The sequence below is a fragment of the Streptomyces sp. NPDC001443 genome, assembly GCF_053597355.1.
This window is the reverse complement of record NZ_JBSFIA010000026.1, coordinates 44560-65279: the sequence shown is the minus strand read 5'-3', so window position 1 is coordinate 65279 and position 20720 is coordinate 44560. Positions and strand designations below refer to the sequence as shown.

Genomic DNA, 20720 nt, shown 5'->3' with positions numbered 1-20720 from the left:
AAGGGGATGGGGTGGCGTCCTCGGTGCCGGACGGGCGGGCGGGCGGGCCCCGCGCCCGGCGACCTGACGTCCCGGCTCAGACCGAGGGCATGCCGGGGTCGCGGGGCAGTCCGAGGACCTGCTCGGCGAGTGTGTTGCGCTGGATCTCCGAGGTGCCCGCGCCGATCGTGGAGGCCCGGGTGCGCAGGAAGCCGTACAGCCACCGGCCGCGCTGCACCGCATCACCGGATCCGGCGCCGAGCAGCGCGGCCGGGCCGAGCACGTCGACCGCGAACTCGTGGACGTCCTGCTCGAACGCGGTGATGTGCAGACGCGAGACGGAGGAGACCGGTCCAGGCTCCCCCCGGAGCAGGATGTCGGAGATGGTGCGCTGCCCGTTGTAGTGCATGATGCGCACCCGGATCTCGAAGTCCGCCATCCGGTCCCGGATCCCCGAGTCCTCCAGCGCGCCTCTCTCCTCCAGGAGCTGCCGGAGTTCGGTGAGCACCCGCCGGTAGGTCGCCGCCTGGTTCATGGCCCCGGCGGCGCGTTCGTGGCCCAGGCTCGTGCGGACCAGCGGCCAGCCCTCGTTCTCCTCGCCGACCCGGTCGGCGACCGGTACCCGCACGTCGTCGAGGAAGACCTCGGCGAAGAGGTGCCCGCCGGTCAGGTCGCGCAGTGGCCGCACCTCCACTCCGGGGGCATGGGCGTCGACGACGAGGTAGGTGATCCCGCGCTGGCGCGACGCGCGCGTTCCCGTGCGGACGAGGGTGAAGAAGACGTCCGCCCGGCTCGCGTGGCTGGTCCACACCTTCTGGCCGTTCACCACGTACGTGTCGTCTTCACGGCGCGCGGTGGTGCGCAGGCTCGGCAGGTCCGAACCGGCCTCCGGCTCGGAGTAGCCCTGCGCCCACACCTTGTCCCCACGCAGCATCGCGGGCAGCCAGCGCCGTTTCTGCTCCTCGCTGCCGAACTTGATGATCGTGGGCGCGGCGATGCCGAGGCCGGTCCCGACGGGGCCGGGCACCCGCGCGCGGGCGAGCTCCTCCTGGTAGACGACCTGATGGGCGAAGGGCAGGTCCATCCCGCCGTACTCCCGGGGCCAGCCGGGTCCGGCGAAGCCGTGGTCGAAGAGGGCGGCCTGCCAGGCGCGGGTCCAGGCGAAGCGTTCCTCGGGATCCCGGGGCCGGGGCCCCGGGCCAGCGCCGTCCAGGAAGGCGCGCAGCCCGGCCCGGAAGGCGCCGATGTCGTCCGGGACGGTCGCGGAGGCGGCGGAATCGGACGTCACGGGCGGGTTCCTCCGAGTGTGGTGAGCCGAGCGATGCGGGCGCGTTCCTCGCGGGGCGTCCCGAACAGCAACTCCGACGACTTGGCGCGACGCAGGTACAGGTGCGCGCGGTGCTCCCAGGTGAAGCCGATCCCCCCGTGGATCTGGATGTTCTCCTTGGCCGCCAGGGTGAACGCCTCCGAGCAGTAGGCACGGGCCACGGACGCCGCGATCGACGCCTCGGGTCCGGGTGTGCCGACGACGGATCCGGCGAATCTGGCCGCCGACCGGGCGCACTCCACGCGGACGAGCAGTTCGGCGCACTTGTGCTTGACCGCCTGGAAGGAACCGATGGGCCGGCCGAACTGCTCCCGTGTCTTCGCGTGTTCCACCGCCGACTCCAGGCAGGCGGCGGCCCCGCCGACCTGTTCCGCGGCGACGGCCGAACGGACCAGGTCGTACCCGGTGCGCAGCTTCCGGGAGATCCCGCTGTCGCCGATCCGGGTCGCCTCGGCCCGGTCGAACGTGACGTATGCCAGGGGCCGGGTCGGGTCCAGGGCGTCCAGCGCGGTCGCGGACATGCCCGGGGTGCCCGCGTCGAGGGCGAAGAGTCCCGGGCCGTCCGGGCAGTGCGCGGTCACCAGCAGCAGGCCGGCGGTGTGCCCGTCGACGACGTACGTCTTGGCACCGGAGATGCGCCAGGCGTCGGCGTCCCGCACGGCCGTCGTGGTCAGCGGGGTCCCGTCCCAGGGGCGGCGGTCCGGTTCGTGCATCGCCAGGGTGGCGGTGAGCGCCCCCGAGGCGATGCCGGGCAGCCAGCGCTCCATGGCCGCCCCGTCGCCGCAGTGGGTGAGGACCTGCCCGGCCAGGGCCACCGTGCCGAAGAACGGGACAGGGCCCAAGGCGCGGCCCAACTCCTCCATGACAACGCCCAGTTCGGCAGCCCCGAGGCCGGTCCCGCCGAAGCGTTCGGGCACGGTGAGTCCGGTCAGTCCGAGCTGACCGGACAGCCCTCGCCAGAGGTCTTCGTCGTAGTCCTCCGGGCTGCTGTCGGCCGGAGGCGGTCGTCGGCCCGTGGCCTTGTCGTCGAGGAAGCCTCGCACCAAAAGGCGCAGTTCCTCCTGATCCTCGGTGAGACTGAGACTCATCGCATGTCCATCGCCGTAGTCATGGCCTTCACGCACGGGGACGTTAGCAGCTATCGGATAAATCAGTAAGCTGTTTCCGGGGAGCGTCGGCCGAAGTGTCCACTCGGCGGGAACTGCGAAGACTCGGGAAATCCGCGAGATGTCCTTTGCCGACATGGCCGGTGACGAGGGTTTTTGATCAAGTACACTCATTGTCATGAGTGCCACACTGGGGTCGCAAATCGGTCAGACCGTCCGTGCGCCCAAGACGGCGGAGTTGATCGCCGCGCAGTTGCGCCGCCGGATCGTCCAGGGTCAGCTGCAGGCCGGCGAGAAGCTGCCGCCCGAGCTCCAGCTCATGGAGCAGTTCGGTGTCTCGCGACCCACCCTGCGCGAGGCTTTCCGCATTCTCGAAGCGGAGAAGCTCATCAGCGTCCGCCGGGGCAGTCGGGGCGGCGCTCAGGTCATGGCCCCGGACTTCTCCGTCGCGGCCCGGCATGTGGGGCTCCTCCTGCAGATGCAGGGGACGACCGTGGACGACGTCTACGAGGCGCGGATGATCGCGGAGCCGGCCTGCGCGCGCATGCTCGCGAAGCGTCGTACGAAGCAGGACCTGGCCGACCTCAGTCAGGTAGTGGAGGAACTGCAGTCCGCGGTGGACGCCGAGGACGACGCCGTCCCCGATCCGGCGCTGTGGTCGCGGCTCACCTACCGGTTCCACGAACTCATCATGGAGCGCTGTGGCAACAAGACGATGGCGGTCCAGGGGGCGGTTCTCCAGGAGATAGTCGCGACGCATCTCGAACTGCGCGTCGCGCGCAACTTCGACCGGACGGAGTCGCCCGAGCGCTTTCACCGCGCCATCAGGGCGTACAAGCGCCTCGTGACCCTCCTTGACGCCAAGGACGCCGACGGCGCCGAGCGCCACTGGCGCAACCACATGAAGGTCGCCGGCACCTATCTGCTCAAGGACGACCTCCACAACAAGCCCGTGGTGGACCTCTTCGCCTGACCCACCCGTCAGCCTCCCGGACCGCCCGCGGCGCCGTCGCCGCGTCCGGGGGCGGCACTGCCGCCAAGATGTGTCCCGGTCAGCGGGATGCGACTCGGGTGGCTGATTGTCGTTCCCTACTCTCCTCCTGTGGGATCCCGCCGACCGGCTCTTTCGCCGGTCGGGACGACTTCGACATCCCGGGAGGGCCGCGATGCGGCGAGATGACGACGTCATCGTGACGGCGAAGCCGAAGTGCCGTACCAGTGACGTCTTCCACGCGGCCGCGCGGTCGCGGAGTGCCACCGGAGGCGCTCGCTAGTCCTGCACGGGCTCCCGCTGTGATGCGTCGCCGGGACACCGGTGGATCTCCCCGGTTCGGGGCGGATTCCGACGGCATCACCGACCCTCCCCACGCACGGCCCGCTCGTCGATACCGCCACCGCGCGGTCGGTGAGGCGGGTCCCGTTCCCCTCTGTGCTCCCGTTCCGGGTCCTGGCGGCGCACCGTCGTCCGCCGATCCAGAGCGCCGACGGGACGTGGTTCGTGCGTGACAGCCAGGCAGTACCTCAGGAGTACACGACGGATCAAGGGAGATCCCTGTGGACGACAAGCTGAAGTTCAGGTACTACCGGATATCCGTGTGGTGCGGCGTGGTGGTGCTAGTGGCCAACACGCTCGCATTCTCGGTCTTCGGGCACCTCTCCCCGCCCGTCTCGCCGGGCGACAACGCCCAGCAGGTGGCCGACTTCCTGACGGAGCATCGGACCGGCATCCTCTGGGCCGTGGTCACGATGGGCATCTTCGCCCCGTTCTTCTATCCGTTCGCGGTCGTCACGAGCCTGCAGATGCGCCGGATCGAGGGCGGCTGGGGACTGCTGTCAATGATCCAGGTGACGACGGCCGTCGTCGCGCCGACGGGTTGGGTCTATCCGCTCGCGGTGCTGGCCACCGCGGTCTATCGGCCGCACCGCAGCCCCGAGTTGATGCAGCTGCTGAGCGACCAGTTCTGGCTCACCTATGTCGGTGTCGCCGTCATCTTCGTCGTCAACGTCGTGGTCATCGGCATCTCGGCCTTTGTCGACAAGCGGCCCGACCCGATCTTCCCCCGGTGGTTCGGCTGGCTCAACTTCGTCCTGGCCGCGGCCTTTTTCCCGGGCGTCTTCGTCTATGTGGCGACCGACGGCCCCTTCGCCTGGAACGGGGTGTACACGCTGGTGATCCCGTCCATCGCGTTCATCATCTGGAAGATCTCGATGATCATCGTGCTGCTGCGGGCGGTCAAGTCGGAGGAGCGCGAGGCTCTCGAGCTGCGGACGGCCGTACCCGCGACGGCCTGACACGCACGAGAAGCGGCCGGGTCTCCCGTGGGTGTGCGGGAGGCCCGGCCGTCGTTGTCGGAGCCCATCGGGTGCCTTCGCGACGGTGTCGAGATCGCCGGACGCATGCGTCTTGCCGTCGAATCGATGAGTGGATTAAGTTAACTCAATAATCTAGTTCTGTGGATGTTGGTCCGTCGCTACGGACGCACGCCGACAGGGAAGAGGGGCCGCATGACCGAGGAAGGCGGGTTCGCGACGGAGGCGCCGCGGCGCGTGGACAAGGCGTTCGTGGACCGGGCCCTGGACGACGCCGACCTGAACGCGCTGAGACTCGCGCTGTATCAGGCCACCCGGGACGAGACGTTGCTCGAACTACCGCTCAAGACCACCCCGATGTACGGAGGCGCGCTCAACCAGACCGTGCTCGCCGAGGAGGCCGTGCCGATCCTGCGGGCCAAGGCGGTGGAGTTCCTGTTGAACAAGCCGGTCGGATTCACCGAGACAACGCCGGCTGACGACGACCTGCGCCGCATGTACGAGGCGTTCCGGAACGAGGAACTCACCGACCGGGACTGGGTGTACCGACGCGACCTGGCCGCCTTCGACGAGCACCCGAGGTCGGCCCGGTGGTCGGTAGCCAAGCCGGAGATCCCCGAGGGCTTCCAGGTGGCGGTCATCGGTGCCGGCTTCGGCGGCATCGCGGTCGCCGTACAGCTCGAACGCCTCGGCATCCCCTACACGGTCTACGAGCGGCGGCCGGAGTTGGGCGGTACCTGGAGCATCAACGCCTACCCCGACGTACGCGTGGACACCACCAACTTCCTTTATCAGTTCTTCTTCGAGAAGAACTATCCATGGACGGAGTACTTCGCGCGGGCCGGCGAGGTGCGCGAGTACCTGGAGCACGTGGCCAAGAAGTACGGCGTCCACGAGCACATCAGCTTCGACAGCGATGTGAAGGAGGCGTCCTTCGGCACGGCGACGGGCACCTGGTCGCTCGACGTCGTGGTCGACGGCCGGTCGCAGCGGCTCACGGCCAACGCCGTCGTCAGCGCGAGCGGTCTGTTCGCCACGCCCAAGCGTCCCGACATCCCGGGTATCGACGAGTTCCAGGGCGAGATCGTCCACACCGCCGAGTGCACCGGCCGGGAACGGCTCGACGGACGCAACGTCGCCGTCATCGGCAACGGCTCCACCGGGGTCCAGATGCTGTCCAGCGTGTGCAGCCGCGCGAGCCGGGTGGGTGTCTTCCAGCGCACCCCGCAGTGGATCAGCCCGCGGGAACGTTACGGCGAGCCCATCTCGCCGGAGACACGCTGGCTGCTCGACACGATGCCGTACTACTGGAATTGGTATTGCTACTCCATCGCCACCCTCCGGCTCGGCGGTCAGGTCCTCCAGGAGCCCGACCCCGAGTGGCAGGCCGCCGGCGGTCTCGTCAACGAGGCCAACGACGGCTACCGGGAGAGCCTCACCCAGTACATCAAGGCGAAGCTGGGCGACCGGCCTGACCTCTGGGAGAAGTTGATCCCGAAGCACGCTCCCATGGCCCGGCGGCTCATCGTGGACAACAGCTGGTACGCCTCCCTGCTGAAGGACGACGTAGAGCTGGTCACGGAGTCCATCGAGCGGTTCACCCCGACCGGGATCCGCACCGTGGACGGCAAGGAGCGCGACTACGACCTCGTCTTCACGGCCACCGGATTCGCCACGCAGAAGTACCTGTGGCCCACCAAGTACCGGGGGCTGGGCGACGCGACCCTGGAGGAGCGCTGGAACGACCCGGCGGGCGGAGGGCCGCGCGCGTACCTGAGTATCACGGTGCCGGACTTCCCCAACCTGTTCATCATGTACGGCCCGAACTCGCAGAACCGGTCCGGATCCCTCATCGTGTGGATGGAGACATGGGCGCGCTACATCGCCGAGGGGCTGATCCAGCTCATCCAGGGCGGACATCGCTCCCTGACGGTCCGTGAGGACGTCTTCGAGGAGTACAACCGCCGGCTCGACGAGGCGATGCTTTCGCTGATCTGGTACGACCCCGGCTCCAAGGACCGCAACTACTACGTGAACGAGTTCGGGCGCCAGCAGGTCAACGTGCCGTGGCGGCTCGAGGAGTACCACGAACTCCTGGCGCGGTTCAGGCCGGAGGACTACCGCTTCGACTGAGGGGCGGTACGCGATGCGAGCGGTTCGTGGAACACCGGCGGGGATCGAGACCGTCGAGACGGACGAGCCCGGTGGTCCGGGGGAGCGGGTCCGAGTGGCCGCGGTGGGAATCTGCGGCTCCGACCTGAGATACCTGAAGCGGGGCACCACGCAGATCATCGGGCACGAGATCGCCGCCACCACCGCGGACGGCAGGCCCGTCGCCGTAGAGGCGGTGGCCCGCTGCGGCGCCTGCGCCTGGTGCGCGGCCGGCCGGTACAACCTGTGCGCGGTCGCGGGCCGGGACATCGTCGGAATGACGGTGCCGGGGGGCATGGCGGAGTACTTCAGGGCGCCTGCACCGGCGGCGCTGGTCCCGCTGCCCCCGGGCCTGTGCCTGGACGACGCACCTCTGGTCGAACCGGGCGCGGTGTCGTGGCACGCCTGCCGCAAGGGCCGGGTCGGTCCCGGCGCTCGGGTCGCCGTGGTCGGGGCGGGGCCGGTCGGGATGCTGGCCGTCACCGCGGCCCAGTGCATGGACGCCGTCGAAGTCTCAGTGGTGGCGAAGCACTTCTTCCAGACAGAGGCGGGTGAACGCCTCGGTGCCACCTGCCCGTCCGGTCTCTACGACGTCGTCATCGAGGCGAGCGGCAGTGAGAGCGGACTGGCGAGAGCCGTGGAACTGGTTCGCCCGCTGGGCACCGTGGTGACCGTCGGCGTCTTGCCTCCCGGCCTGAACTGGCCCTTCATGGCGGCATTCCTGAAGGAGGCCCGGGTGGTGCCCTCGATGGGGTACGCGAGGGACGCCGCGGGGACGCCGGAATGCACCCACGCGGCGCGCATGCTGGCCGAACGGCCCGAGATCGCCCGGACGCTGATCACCCATAGGTTCGGGATCGACGAGGCGGCCCGCGCCTTCGAGGTGGCTGCCACCAGGCCGCCGGGGACCTTCAAGGTCGTCGTCCACCTGTGACACCGGAGTCGTCCTGTCGGCGGCCCGGTTCTCAGCCCAGAGTTACACCCACACCCTCAGGTGGTGAGCAGAGATGTCGAGAGACATACAGAGCCCGTCCGCACCACACGATCTCCGGGGCACGCGGTCGCGTGCTGCCCGGGTGGGCACCGCGAGCATGCTCGGGACGTTCATCGAGTTCTACGACTTCACGTGCTACGGCTTCCTGGTCGTGTTCACGGCCCCGCTGTTCTTCCCGTCGGGCGACCCGGCCACCGGGATCCTCGCCTCACTCGGCGTCTACGGCGTCGGATACCTCGCCCGCCCGCTCGGGGCGCTGTTCTTCGGGCGGCTCGGCGACCGGCGAGGGCGCCGGTTCGCGCTGCTCGTCACCGTCATCGGCATGGGAAGCGCCACGACCCTGATGGGTCTGCTGCCGACCTACGCGACTGCCGGAGTCGCCGCGCCTGTCCTGCTGGTCGCCGTACGGATGATGCAGGGATTCTGCGCCGGCGGGGAGATCGGGGGCGCCGCCACGCTGGTGTCGGAATCCGACGGCGGACGGAGGCGCGGGCGGCTCCAGGCGCTGATCCCGCTCGGTTCGAGCCTGGGTGTCGCCGTCTCCCCGGCGCTGGTGGGTCTGCTGGTGACGACACTCGGCTCACGGGAGATGGAGCAGTGGGGCTGGCGGGTTCCGTTGCTGCTCTCCGCGGTGATGACCGCCGCCGTGGCGGTCTACCGGGTCCGGGTGGAGGACTCGCCGGAGTTCCGGTCGCTGGCCGAGGCCGAGGCCGTGGAGCGATCGCCCGTTCTCGCCGCTCTGCGCGGCCATTGGCGCATGATCGCGGCGTCGGCGGTGCTGAACGTGGTCATCACCATGATGCTCGGAGTCCTGGTCAACTACATGAGCGTCTACCTGCTGTCGGTACTGGAACTGCCCATCCTGAAGGTGTACTGGCTGTCGGCGGCGTGTCTGCTGCTGGGCGCCTGCGGCTTCCCGCTCGGAGGCTGGTGGACCGACCGCTTCGGCCGCAGGTCGGCAATGTTGTTCGGCTGCGCCGGTGCGGCCGCCCTGGTCTTCCCGCTGCTGTACGGGATGCGGGGAGTGGCATCCGGTGGCCCCTGGGCGCTCGTTGGCGCCGGGGTTCTGTACTCCGTGGCGCTCGCCTTCGCCTACTCGGCAGCACCCGCGATGTACGTCACGCTGACGCAGGCCTTTCCCACCCCGGTGCGCTACACGTCCGTGTCGTTCGCCTACAACGCGGGAGCGGTCGCGGGCGGCGGCCTCACGCCGTATCTGGCCGCTGATCTGACCAGGTCGGCGGGCCCCCAGGCGGCCGGGTGGCTGGTCGTCGCCGCGGCGGCCGTCGGAGTGGTCGTGATGACCTTCCTCACGTCCGGGGCTTCTTCACCGTCAAACCCGGAACCGAGTCTTGACGGACCCCGTAGGTCAAATCATATAACTGATACAGATAAATGAATCCGAGGATCACTGGGGACGGCAAGACCCTGCCGCACTCCACCCGTTGAGGAGAGGCCGTGACGATCGAAGCCGTCGCAGACCAGGCCACCGTCGAGGTGGTCAACCCGACCGCGAACAAGCTGGACTCCGCGGCGACACCCCTGGCACCGCGACTGGACACATTGAACGGAAAGGTGCTGGGCCTGCTGTCCAATAGCAAGCCCAATGCCGAGATCGCACTGCGTGCGGTGGCGGAGAAGATCAAGGAGACCTACCCGGACCTCAAGATCCGGCTGTACGCCGGCTCCATCCGCTTCGACCCCGAGCTGCTGAGGCGGGCCATCGAGGAGAGCGACGCCCTGATAGGTGCCACCGCGGACTGCGGGGCCTGCACCTCCTGGCTGATCCACGACGGTGCGCAGGCCGAGAAGGCCGGCGTTCCCCAAGTCACCATCGTGGCACGCGGATTCGAGCGTGACACGGACACCAGCGCCAAGGTGTTCGGTGTCCCCGGACTCAGGTACGTGGTGGTGCCGCGCGTCTTCACGGCCCTGACGGCGGAGCAGGCGAGCGAGCAGACCCTGCCGCTCGCGGACGAGATCATCAGCGCCCTGACCACCTCCCCCGCGAGCGGCGTGACCGAGGAGCCGGCGGAGGAGGAGACGGAGGAGTGGCAGGAGACCTTCACCTTTCACGGTGCCGACGCGGTCGAGGCCGTCGAGGCGTTCAACACCTTCTACCTGGAGCGGGACTTCGGGGACGGCCTGCCGCTGCATCCGCCGACCCGGGCGAAGGTGCAGGCCATCGTCGAGGCGCAGGGCAGGCCGGCGGACGAGCTGGTCCTGACGGTGCCTCCGCTGCACGGCCACGGCACCCTGGAGCGGATCGCGGTCAGCGCCGCGATGGCCGGCTGCCGTCCGGAGGAACTGCCCGTCGTGATCGCCGCGCTCAAGGCGATCGCCGCCTGCCCCCCGCCGATGAACCTGTCGGTCCTGATGTCCACCGGAGCCTTCGCCCCGGTGATCCTCGTCAACGGGCCGATCGTGAAGAAGCTCGGAATCAACAGCGGACGCAGTCCCCTGGGGCCGGGCCTCAACAACTGGGTGAACATCCGCATCGGCCGGGCGGTCGCCCTCACCCTGCGCAACCTCGGCGCGTGGATCCCTGGGCGCATGGACCTGGACACCATCGGCACAGGGCGCAAGAACATCCAGGTCATCGGGGAGAACGAGGACGAGAGCCCGTGGGAGCCCTTCCAGGTCGGCAAGGGACTTCGGCCCGACGACAGCACCGTGACGGTGATCCACACCGTGGGTGAGTGGGACCTCGGCTCCAACCACGGGCCGTCCGAACGTCGTATCCGGTCCCTCGCGGCCCGCACCCCCACCTGCACCCAGATCGGGTTCATGACCAGCACCCTGGCCGGACTCCTGGGCAACGAGGACGGGCTGTTCTACCTGATCCCGCCGGAGACGGCGAAGAAGTTCTCCGACGCCGGGCTCGGCAAGGACGCCGTCAGGCGCTTCCTGCTGCACAACGTCCGGCCGCGGATCTGCGACGTCATCGCCCCGTTCATCGACTTCCGTGAGCGCGGTCTGGTCCGGCCCGAGTGGGAGTGGATGTTCCAGCTCACCCCCGAGGAGCAGCGGACCCAGACCGTCCAGGCGTTCAACGACATCGAGGCGATCAACATCGCCGTCGCCGGGCACGGCACGCCCAAGGAGTTCGTCTTCGGCACGATGACCACGCCGATCACCGAGAAGATCGTCTCCATCGGTTAGCCCGCGGCGCGGGAGGAAGGAGGACACCGCTGTGTCCACTACGGTGCGCGCGGTCACCGACGACGAGTTCGAGGAGGTCGTGCGAGGCGCCGGCCGTCCTGTGCTCGTGGACTTCTGGGCGCCCTGGTGCGGTCCCTGCCGGGCCATGGCACCCATCCTCGACGCGATGGCGGAGGCGCATGGCGAGGTCCTCGACATAGTCAAGGTCAACCTGGACGAGAGTCCTCAGGCCGTCGGCCGGTACGGGGTCTCCTCTATCCCGGCGCTGCTGCTGTTCTCCGAGGGGGAGGTCGTGACGACACTGGTCGGGGCCAAGCCGCGCACGATGATCGAGAAGGCCATCGCCGGATATCTGTGACGTCGGCGCGGAGCCGGCGGTCCGTGAGCCGGCGCGGAGCCGACTGTGCCCGACATGGGCACGAGCACGGGGGGCGGGCGGGCCCGGGAGAGTGTCCCGGGCCCGCCCGCGCTCGTATCCCGATCAGAGCGAGCCGTAGGCGAACTTCCGTCCCGTGCCGCCGTCGACCACCAACGTCTGGCCGGTGATCCAGCGCGAGAGGTCGGTGAGGAAGAACAGGATCGCCGACGCCGTGTCGCTGGTCGCCCCCACCCGTCCCAGCGGCACCTTCTCGCCCGCCCGCTCGTAGTAGTCGGGCTCGGGATGCCGTTCGGCCACACGTGGGGTAGCTGTCTGGCCAGGCGCTACGGAGTTCACGCGGATGGCGGGGCCGAGTTCGAGGGAGGCCGTGGAGACCAGGTTGGCGAGGCCGGCCTTCGCCGCCCCGTACACGGCGTGGCCGGGAGCCGACCTCAGCCCCGAGACGGAGCCGACGAACACCATCGACCCGCCGTCCGGCATGGCCTTCGAGCCGATCTGCAGGGCGAGGAGGACGTGCCGGAGATTCAGGTCGATCCCGCGCTGCCAGAGCTCGTCGGTGACCTCTGTCAGCGGACCGTTGTCCGACATCCCGACGATGTCCACCAGGCCGTGGAGCGGGCCGAAGCGATCGACGGCCTCGCCGACGAACCGCTCGACGTCCGCACGGTCGGTCACGTCGCCGCTGAGGGCCAGACCACCGGTCTCCTCGGCCACGGCCTTGGCCCGGTCGGGGTCGGCGTCCAGTACGGACACCTTGGCGCCGACGCTCGCGGCGGCCATGCAGGTCTGTCGTCCGATGCCCTGGCCGCCACCCAAGACCAGGACGTGACGGTCTGTCAGATCGAGCAAGCCGGGGTAGTCAGGCGTGAGTTCTGTGAAGCCCATCGTTCCTCCCTCGCCGTCGAGGGGGCGATCCGTGAGCGGGCGTCGCGGAAGGTGGTGCCTGTTCCTTGACGCCGCTGGGAGCCACCTCGTTAATATAGTCAAATCCGTTAGGTAATTTAGATGTATCACGCGGAAGCGCTCAACGCCTCGGCCGAACACCGGGGCCCAGGAGCCGAGATGCGGCGACCACGCCCAGGCGCAGGTCGGACACCGCCCTCCGACGGAGAGGTGATCCCCGAATGATCCGCTTCGAGACGGAACTCTTTCTGCGCGGTGTCCTGGCGGCTTTGTCGTGGTCCGACGCGGGCACGCGCCTGCCTTCCACGGCGTGCGGGAAGCTGACGGTCGACACCGTGCGTGCGGCCCGGGTGCCGGCCGGCGTCCATCTCGCCTTCACGGGCGCGGCTTCGATGGTCGAGCTGACCGTGGCGGTGGGGGAGCGGACTTCCGTACCGGCTCCCACGCTCCCCGACTGCCTGGTCCTTGCGGTCGCGGCGAGGACTCCGCTGCGGATACCCCTTCCGGTCGGGGGCGGGACCGTGCGCCTGGAACTCCCGGAGCGCGAACCGTCCCATGTCGTGCGGGTGTACCTGCCCGAGGCGGTCGAGGTGGTGGTCACCGGATTCGCGGCCGACCGCCCGCTGGAGCCCGTACCGCGCGGCCCGCTGTGGGTGGTGTACGGCGACTCCATCACCCAGGGCTGGTCGGTCTCGACCCCCGGCCTCGCCTGGCCCTCGCGGGTCGCCGACGCCCTGGGTCTCGACCTCGTCAACCTCGGCTTCGCCGGGGCGGCGCGCGGCGAGCTGGCGACGGCCGACGTCCTCGCCGCGTCGGGGGCCGACGCCGTGACGCTGGCCTGGGGCACGAACGCCTACTCGTCCTTGCCGACGAGTCCGGCCCAGATCGCCGAGACGATGAGGATCTATCTCACCGCCGTACGCCAGGGACTTCCGAAGGCTCCGATCACCGTGGTGAGCCCGATCGTCCGTCCGGAGGCCGAGGACGTCCCGAACCGCTTCGGAGCGAGCCTGGTCGACCTCCGCGACGCGCTGGAATCGGCGGTACGCCGGTACGCCGAGGTGAGTGGGGACGACCGCGTCACCCTGGTTCCCGGGCGGCACCTCGTACCGGCCGATCACCTCGTGGACGGCATCCATCCCGGCGACGAGGGCCATCGGGACCTCGCGCAGGGCCTGATGCCTCATGTCGCGACCGGGCTCGGGCTCGCCGTCGATCCGGCCGAGGCCGGCGCAGGATGAGCGGGCGCAGGGCCGCCGGCCGACCGGGGAGATCCGCCGAGCTCGCGAAACGCCTTCGACCACATCCGCCGTGACCGCGCTGAGCAGGGCGGCACGCGGGAACACCCGTGGTCGCCGCGCCTGACGGACCGGCTCCTCGCGGACCCCGGACACCTGCCGGGATCCGGCCCCGTTCGCCGGGCACGAGCCGCCTTCGGCCCGGCGGAGCCGGGAACGCCGTATGCCCGGCGTCCGAATGTCCACCCGGACCCCGCGCGGCCGGACAGCAGGCTTGCCGCCCCACACGGGCGACCGGGACGGACCTCCGTGCTGTACGGACGCCCGCCCTTTCGAGTCCGGCCTGCCTGATGGCGTACCGCCGGCCCCTTCCGTCGGCACTCGTATACGGCCCGGCCTTACCCATAGGGCCCGTTGACCTCAGACCCCCAGCGATGACCGCCGTCCCACGGCGGGGAAGGCAGTGAGATGGAAACCGATGTGTTCCGGCTGGACGGAAAGGTGGCCGTGGTCACCGGCGGCGGCAGTGGCATCGGACGGGCGACCGCCGAGGTCCTTGCCGCGGCCGGTGCCCGCGTGGTGGTGGCCGACCTCGACGAGGACGGCGCCGAGGCGACCGCCGCCCTGATCAAGGAGAACGGTGGGGAGGCCGTTGCCCGCCGCGTCGACGTGGCCGACCCCGGCACGGTGACCGAGCTGATCGACGGGACGGTCTCCCTGCTCGGAGCGCTCGACGTCCTCGTCAACAACGCCGGGATCATGATCCGACGTCCGCTCCAGGACGTTCCGCCGGAGGAGTTCGACCGCATCCTGTCGGTGAACCTCAAGGGGGTGCTCCACGGCAGCCAGGCCGCGGCCCGCGTGATGCGGCCCGGGTCGAGCATCGTGAACACACTCTCCGCCGTCATCGACTACGCCACCGTCGGGACCGGGGCGTACGCCGCCGCGAAGAAGGGTGCCGAGTCCCTGACCCGCACCTTCGCCGTTGAACTGGGGCCCCGCGGCATCCGGGTCAACGGCGTGGCACCCGGCTGGACGGAGAGCGGGATCACCCGGGAACGGCACACCGACGACCAAGGCGTGTTCCGCCAGGACGGGTTCGACGCCGTCGCCAGCAAGATGGCCGCTACCTCCCCGCTCGGTACCGTCGCCGAGCCGGCGGACACGGCGTACGCCGTCCTCTACCTGGCGTCCCGAGCCAGCCGCTTCGTCACGGGACACGTGATCCGGGTCAACGGCGGCTCCTCCATGGCTTGAAGGGAGACACCGTGTCGCAACGACTGCGAGGGAAGGTGGCGCTGATCACCGGATCGGCGCGCGGCCAGGGTGCGTGCGAAGCGGTCCGGTTCGCGCAGGAGGGAGCCGAGGTGGTGCTCGCCGACGTCCGGGACGTCGCCGGTGAGCGGACCGCGGCGGAGGCCAAGGGTGTGTACCTCCACCTCGACGTCACCTCCACCAGCGACTGGAGCGCCGCGGCCGACGTCGTGCACGAGCGGTTCGGACGCCTGGACATCCTGGTCAACAACGCCGGGATCGCCCCGGCCCGGCTGGGCGGGGTTGACCAACTCGACGTCGAGGACCACCTGCGACTGTTCGACGTCAACGTCCACGGTGCCTTCTACGGCATCCGTGCCATGCTTCCCCTCCTGCGCCGGGGGCGCGGGGCGTCGATCGTCAACGTGTCCTCGATCGACGGACTGACCGGCGTCGGCTCGATGGCGAGCTACGTCGCGTCCAAGCACGCGCTGACCGGACTCACCCGTTCGCTGGCGATCGACCTGGGCCCCCTGGGGATCCGCGTCAACTCCCTGCACCCGGGCATCGTCGACACACCGCTGGTCCGCTCGATCGGCGAGGCCAGGTCCGCGAGGCTGGCCCGCACCGTGGGGCGCCAGCCACTGACCCGTATGGGCCGGCCGGAGGAGATAGCGGCCATGGCCCTCTTCCTCGCCTCGGACGAGGCGTCCTACTGCACCGGAGCCCAGTTCACCGTCGACGGCGGTCACCTCGCCGGCCCCTACCGGGAACCGCCCGCGTAGCGCACCGCCGTGACCCGCCGGATGCACCCGGCGGGATGCCGGTCCGCTGCCGCAGCGCGCCCCAGAAGTTCCCCGACCGTTCCACCGGTCACCGTACCGACCTCGCCCGGTCGGCCGGAGCGAGCCGCCCCGGCCGACGACGCGGCTCCGCGCGGAGCCCGCAGTGATCTGACGAGTCAGAGCCGATGAAGTCTTCCCCGTGAGGGACCCGTTGGACGGCGGTCCATGCCGAACGAACAGCCGTCCAGGGATGCTCAGGAGGTCACCGTGTCCGAATTCCCGTCCAGCATGGTCGACAGGGTCGTGATGATCCTGAGTGTCTTCGAGCGGTCCACCGGACCGCTGAACCTGGGCCAGATCAGCACGCGCAGCGGACTGCCGCGCTCGTCCGTGCACCGGATTCTCCAGCAGCTCGTCAGCGCGCGCCTGCTGAGCCGGGACGACAACGAGTACCGGCTCGGACTGCGGATGTTCGAGATCGGCAGCCTGGTGGTGCACCGCACCCGGATGAACGAGGTCGCCCGGCCGCTGCTCCAGGAGCTCTGCGCGGCCACCGGGCATGTGGTTCACCTGGCCGTGCTGGACCAGCAGGACGTCGTCTATCTGGAACGGGTCGGCGGGGCGTTCGCGAGCACCCTGCCGTCGAGGATCGGAGGACGGTTGCCGGCGCACTGCACCGCGGTGGGAAAGGCGATCCTCGCCTATTCGCCGGAGCACGTCGTGGACGAGTACATGTGGAGCGGTCTGCGGCGGCGCACCGAGACGAGCATCGCCACCCCGCAGGCGCTGCGCGTCGCTCTCGACAGGATCCGCGGCACGGGCTACTCGACGGAGGTCGGCGAGGCCGTGGCCGCGGTGTCGTGCGTGGCCGCCCCCGTCCTGGTCATGGACGAGGTCCTGGCCGGCATCTCGGTGTGCGGTCCCAGAGAACGGGTGCACGTGGACGAGTTGAAGTTCCGCGTGAAGTGGATCGCCGCCGAGATCTCCCGTCGTCTGCGGGCCACCACGCCCCGGCAGCGGCCTCGTCCGCGCCCCCTGATCACTGCTGTCCCGCTGAGTGGACACCTGCCGTCCGCGGCGGTGGCCGAGGCAGCACGATGAGTGCGTGATGGACGAAGCGGTGATGACCACCGACCCGCGCCGATCGTCTTCGACAGGGCGTCGCCCGCATCGGACACAGGTGTTCGGCGCGGTCGAGAACACCGGAGGACACTCATGACAACCCGGACGGATGCCGTGCTCGCGGCGGCCACACGGCTGGAACGGGCGAGCACTACGGGCCTGGCCTGCGAACCGGTCACCGACCTCATCGGCGGTACCGACATCGGGACCGCCTACCGGGTGCAGCAGGCCGTCACCGAGCGCCGGCTGCTCGCCGGTGCCCGGCTCATCGGGCGGAAGATCGGACTGACCTCCGCCGCGGTGCAGTCCCAGGTAGGCGTGGACCGGCCCGACTTCGGTGTCCTCTTCGACGACATGCGCTACTCCGACGGGGAACTCGTGCCCTATGAGCGGCTGTTGCAGCCGAAGATCGAAGGTGAGATCGCGTTCCTGCTCGACCGCGATCTCACCGACACCGCTCAACTGACCGCTCTGCGGGACTGCGTGGCACTTGCCTTCCCGGCCGCGGAGATCGTCGACAGCCGGATCGCCGACTGGCGGATCGGCATCACGGACACCGTGGCCGACAACGCCTCGTCCGGGGTGTTCGTGATCGGTGAGCGGGGGCTTCCGCTGGACGCCTTCGAACCGTCGGACGCGGTCATGACCATGCGGCGTGACGGCCAGCTCGTGTCCGACGGCACTGGACGCGACTGCCTCGGTGATCCGCTCAACGCGTTGGGCTGGCTCGCCGCCACCGGGATCGAGTTCGGTTCGCCGCTGCGCGCGGGAGACCTGGTTCTGTCCGGGGCGCTGGGTCCGATGGTCCCGGTACTGCCCGGGGACGTCTTCGAGGTGACGATCGAGCCGCTCGGCACCATCACCGCCCGCTTCTCTGGAAAGGGAGAGTGATGACAGACAGTGTCGGTGTGGCGATCATCGGTTCCGGCAACATCGGGACCGATCTACTGATCAAGATCAAACGCACTTCCAAGAACCTCGAAGTGCTCGCCATGGTGGGGATCGACCCCGAGTCCGACGGCCTCGCCCGCGCCGCCCGCCTCGGCGTGGCGACGACGGCCGAGGGAGTCGAGGGGCTGGTCCGCATGCCGGAGTTCGAGCGGGTCCGCATCGTGCTCGACGCGACCAGCGCCGCCGCCCACGTGGCCAACGCGCGAGTGCTCGAGCCGTACGGTCGCCGTCTGGTGGACCTCACACCTGCGGCGCTCGGCCCCTTCGTGATCCCGCCGGTCAACCTCGGCGAACACCTGGACGCCACCAACGTCAACATGGTCACCTGCGGCGGTCAGGCCACCATCCCGATCGTGGCCGCGGTGTCCCGGGTGACCGAGGTGCCGTACGCAGAGATCGTGGCGTCGGTGGCCTCGCGCTCCGCCGGTCCCGGAACCCGCGCGAACATCGACGAGTTCACCGAGACCACGGCCCATGCCATCGAGACGGTGGGCGGTGCCCGCCGTGGCAAGGCGATCATCATCCTCAATCCGGCCGAACCGCCTCTCATCATGAGGGACACCGTGTTCTGCCTGGTGGGCGGCGCCGACCAGGAGGTGATCCGGCGGTCGGTCGCGGAGATGGTCGCGGAGGTGGCCACCTACGTGCCGGGCTACCGTCTGGTGCAGGAGGTCCAGTTCACGCCGGTCGATCCGGGCGAGGTGGCGACCCTGCTGCCCGAGGCGGCGGGACCCGTCGACACCAAGGTGTCCGTGTTCCTGGAGGTCGAGGGAGCAGCGCACTACCTGCCGGCCTACGCCGGCAACCTCGACATCATGACCTCCGCCGCCCTGCGGGTCGCCGAACGGATCGTCGAGCACGCGGAGCTGGTGGCCTGATGACCGAGATCTACGTGCAGGACGTGACGCTGCGGGACGGGATGCACGCCATTCGGCACCGCATCGAGCCCGAACAGGTCGGCCGGATCGTGGCCGCCCTTGACCGGGCCGGAGTCGCCGCCATCGAGGTCAGCCACGGCGACGGCCTGGCCGGCGCCAGCCTCAACTACGGGCCCGGCAGCCACACCGACTGGGAGTGGATCGAGGCGGCCGTCGCCAACGCGAGCCGGGCCGTGATCACCACCCTGCTGCTGCCCGGTGTCGGCACGATCGCCGAACTGCGCAAGGCTCATGACCTCGGAGTGCGTTCGGTACGCGTCGCCACCCACTGCACCGAGGCCGACGTGGCCGCCCAGCACATCCACGAGGCGCGCGAACTCGGCATGGACGTCTCCGGGTTCCTGATGATGAGCCATATGCTCCCGTCGGCCGAACTCGCCCGACAGGCAAAGCTGATGGAGTCCTACGGGGCGCACTGCGTCTACATCACCGACTCCGCCGGTCGGCTCACCTCGGACGACGTCCGGGACCGGGTGAGGGCCTACCGCGACGTCCTTGGCACGGACACCCAGATCGGCATCCACGCCCACGAGAACCTCTCGCTCGGCGTGGCCAACTCGGTCGCCGCCGTCGAGGAGGGTGTGTACCGGGTCGACGCCTCGCTGGCCGGCCAGGGTGCCGCCGCGGGCAACACCCCCATCGAGCCGTTCGTCGCGGTCGCCAACCTCAAGGGCTGGAAGACCGGCTGCGACCTGTTCACCCTCGAGGATGCCGCCGACGACCTGGTGCGCCCACTTCAGGACCGCCCGGTCCGGGTCGACCGGGAGACCCTCACCATCGGCTACGCCGGGGTCTACGGCAGTTTCCTGCGCCACGCCGAGAACGCGGCGCGGCTCTACGGGGTCGACACCAGGGAGATCCTCGTCGAGGCGGGCCGCCGCCAACTGGTCGGCGGCCAGGAGGACATGCTGATCGACATCGCGCTGACCCTGCAGAGCCAGAAGTCCTGACACGTCGGCATCCGCCGCGTCACCGCCCCCTCTCGGGGACCGAACCACCTCAGACGTTCGCCGAGTCACCCGCCGGAATTTCGCGGAAGCCGGGCCCCAGGCCCGCACCGGTACGCCGGTCGAGCTCGCCGAATCCATTTGCAACCTGCCAGAAGGAGCACAGGCATGCCTGAATCCGAATACGATCCCGGACCCCAAGTCGCCTACGCGGGCAGTATCAACCTCGGCACCCCCGACCTCGAACGCTCCCTGTGGTTCTTCCGGGACGTCCTCGGCATGGAGGTCGTCGCCCAGCACGGTGGCGTGGCCTATCTGCGCGGCTACCAGGAGCTCGTCCACCACTCGCTCGTCCTCACCCAGCAGGACGAGGCCAAGGTGAACTCCTACGGCTTCCGCGTCAAGCGCAAGCAGGACGTGGAGCTCTTCCACCAGCAGTTCGAGAAGGAGGGCGTCCAGTCGCTGGAGCTGGCCGCCGGCGACGAACTCGGCCGCGGCGAGGCGGTGCGCTTCCTCGTGCCGGGCAGCGAGCACCCCTTCGAGTTCTACTACGACATCGAACGCCCGCTCGCCGACGAGTCCCTGCGTTCCAAGCTGCCGAGCAACAGCTCGCGCCGCCGGGGGATGGGCGTCCGACGCCTGGACCACATCAACCTCCAGACCAGCGCGAGCACCGTCAACGAGGCCGAGGGCTGGATCCGCGACTCACTCGGCTTCAAGCGGCGCGAGTTCGCCATGCTGCCGCAGGCCCCCGATGTCATCCTCGCGTCCTGGCTGTCGGTCACGCCGCAGGTGCACGACCTGGCGATCGGCGTGAGCGCCGACGACGAGCCCGGCCGCTTCCACCACGTCGCCTTCAACGTCGAGAACTTCCACGACGTCCTGCGGGCCGCCGACGAGATCCGCGACCTGGACATCGCCTACGGTCACGGCCCCGGCAAGCACGGGATCGGCCAGGCGATGTACCTCTACGTCCACGACCCCGGGTCGGGCCACCGCATCGAGCTCTACTCCGGCGGCTACCACATCTTCGACCCCGACTGGCGGGCCCTGGAGTGGAAGCTTCCCGAGCTGGAGTTCGGGCAGACCTGGTACGGCGATGTCCTGGACGTCGGCCCCGGAGGCCAGTTCCTCTCCACCTCGCCGTCCGCCGGCCTCGTCAGGTGAGCGAGGG

At 69.6% G+C, this 20720-nt stretch carries 18 protein-coding genes; 15 read left to right on the top strand and 3 right to left on the bottom strand.

Annotation, left to right across the window (positions count from 1 at the left end):
* Nucleotides 1-76: 76 nt before the first annotated feature.
* Both ACWC24_RS25380 and ACWC24_RS25375 read right to left on the bottom strand, forming a co-directional pair.
* The gene (locus ACWC24_RS25380) at nucleotides 77-1267 is read right to left on the bottom strand and encodes an acyl-CoA dehydrogenase family protein (RefSeq protein ID WP_450665164.1); all 1191 of its coding nucleotides are present in this window, start codon (nucleotides 1265-1267) and stop codon (nucleotides 77-79) included.
* Nucleotides 1264-2394, bottom strand: coding sequence for an acyl-CoA dehydrogenase family protein (locus tag ACWC24_RS25375; protein ID WP_450665163.1), 1131 nt, complete (start codon nucleotides 2392-2394; stop codon nucleotides 1264-1266). The genes ACWC24_RS25380 and ACWC24_RS25375 overlap by 4 nt, the downstream gene beginning before the upstream one ends.
* A 196-nt stretch (nucleotides 2395-2590) precedes the next feature.
* On the opposite strand from ACWC24_RS25375, the gene ACWC24_RS25370 reads away from it, so the two are divergent.
* The 7 genes from ACWC24_RS25370 (at nucleotide 2591) to trxA (ending at nucleotide 11387) form a co-directional block, all read left to right on the top strand.
* On the top strand, nucleotides 2591-3385 hold the full coding sequence (locus tag ACWC24_RS25370; protein ID WP_450665162.1) for a FadR/GntR family transcriptional regulator: 795 nt from the start codon (nucleotides 2591-2593) through the stop codon (nucleotides 3383-3385).
* A 581-nt stretch (nucleotides 3386-3966) separates the two neighbouring features.
* On the top strand, nucleotides 3967-4704 hold the full coding sequence (locus tag ACWC24_RS25365) for a hypothetical protein (protein ID WP_450665161.1): 738 nt from the start codon (nucleotides 3967-3969) through the stop codon (nucleotides 4702-4704).
* Between the two features lie 213 nt (nucleotides 4705-4917).
* Nucleotides 4918-6855 (top strand): flavin-containing monooxygenase, encoded by a 1938-nt coding sequence (locus ACWC24_RS25360; RefSeq protein ID WP_450665160.1) that lies wholly within the window; start codon nucleotides 4918-4920, stop codon nucleotides 6853-6855.
* Between the two features lie 13 nt (nucleotides 6856-6868).
* Nucleotides 6869-7807: a zinc-dependent alcohol dehydrogenase gene (locus ACWC24_RS25355; RefSeq protein ID WP_450665159.1), complete on the top strand. Its 939-nt coding sequence runs from the start codon at nucleotides 6869-6871 to the stop codon at nucleotides 7805-7807.
* A gap of 142 nt (nucleotides 7808-7949) precedes the next feature.
* On the top strand, nucleotides 7950-9266 hold the full coding sequence (locus ACWC24_RS25350) for an MFS transporter (RefSeq protein ID WP_450665158.1): 1317 nt from the start codon (nucleotides 7950-7952) through the stop codon (nucleotides 9264-9266).
* Between the two features lie 59 nt (nucleotides 9267-9325).
* A complete protein-coding gene (locus ACWC24_RS25345; protein WP_450665157.1) occupies nucleotides 9326-11029 on the top strand; it encodes a UGSC family (seleno)protein in 1704 nt (567 codons plus the stop codon).
* A gap of 31 nt (nucleotides 11030-11060) precedes the next feature.
* Nucleotides 11061-11387 carry a thioredoxin gene (gene trxA / locus ACWC24_RS25340; protein WP_450665156.1) on the top strand — a complete coding sequence of 109 codons (327 nt, stop codon included), beginning with the start codon at nucleotides 11061-11063 and terminating at the stop codon, nucleotides 11385-11387.
* Between the two features lie 123 nt (nucleotides 11388-11510).
* On the opposite strand, the gene ACWC24_RS25335 is transcribed toward trxA, so the two are convergent.
* Nucleotides 11511-12293 carry an SDR family NAD(P)-dependent oxidoreductase gene (locus ACWC24_RS25335; protein ID WP_450665155.1) on the bottom strand — a complete coding sequence of 261 codons (783 nt, stop codon included), beginning with the start codon at nucleotides 12291-12293 and terminating at the stop codon, nucleotides 11511-11513.
* Between the two features lie 239 nt (nucleotides 12294-12532).
* On the opposite strand from ACWC24_RS25335, the gene ACWC24_RS25330 reads away from it, so the two are divergent.
* From ACWC24_RS25330 to ACWC24_RS25295, 8 genes are all read left to right on the top strand, one after another.
* On the top strand, nucleotides 12533-13552 hold the full coding sequence (locus tag ACWC24_RS25330) for an SGNH/GDSL hydrolase family protein (protein ID WP_450665154.1): 1020 nt from the start codon (nucleotides 12533-12535) through the stop codon (nucleotides 13550-13552).
* A gap of 465 nt (nucleotides 13553-14017) precedes the next feature.
* On the top strand, nucleotides 14018-14806 hold the full coding sequence (locus ACWC24_RS25325) for an SDR family NAD(P)-dependent oxidoreductase (RefSeq protein WP_450665153.1): 789 nt from the start codon (nucleotides 14018-14020) through the stop codon (nucleotides 14804-14806).
* Nucleotides 14807-14817: 11 nt separating this feature from the next.
* Nucleotides 14818-15588, top strand: a complete 771-nt coding sequence (locus ACWC24_RS25320) for an SDR family NAD(P)-dependent oxidoreductase (RefSeq protein ID WP_450665152.1) — start codon at nucleotides 14818-14820, stop codon at nucleotides 15586-15588.
* A gap of 267 nt (nucleotides 15589-15855) precedes the next feature.
* A complete protein-coding gene (locus tag ACWC24_RS25315; RefSeq protein WP_450665151.1) occupies nucleotides 15856-16689 on the top strand; it encodes an IclR family transcriptional regulator in 834 nt (277 codons plus the stop codon).
* 114 nt (nucleotides 16690-16803) lie between these two features.
* A complete protein-coding gene (locus ACWC24_RS25310) occupies nucleotides 16804-17601 on the top strand; it encodes a 2-keto-4-pentenoate hydratase (RefSeq protein WP_450665150.1) in 798 nt (265 codons plus the stop codon).
* Entirely contained in the window at nucleotides 17601-18539 is a 939-nt protein-coding gene (locus ACWC24_RS25305) for an acetaldehyde dehydrogenase (acetylating) (RefSeq protein WP_450665149.1), read from the top strand. Before ACWC24_RS25310 ends, ACWC24_RS25305 begins: the two co-directional genes overlap by 1 nt.
* Nucleotides 18539-19549, top strand: coding sequence for a 4-hydroxy-2-oxovalerate aldolase (gene dmpG / locus ACWC24_RS25300; RefSeq protein ID WP_450665148.1), 1011 nt, complete (start codon nucleotides 18539-18541; stop codon nucleotides 19547-19549). The genes ACWC24_RS25305 and dmpG overlap by 1 nt, the downstream gene beginning before the upstream one ends.
* 165 nt (nucleotides 19550-19714) lie before the next feature.
* The gene (locus ACWC24_RS25295; RefSeq protein WP_450665147.1) at nucleotides 19715-20713 is read left to right on the top strand and encodes a VOC family protein; all 999 of its coding nucleotides are present in this window, start codon (nucleotides 19715-19717) and stop codon (nucleotides 20711-20713) included.
* Nucleotides 20714-20720 lie beyond the last annotated feature (7 nt).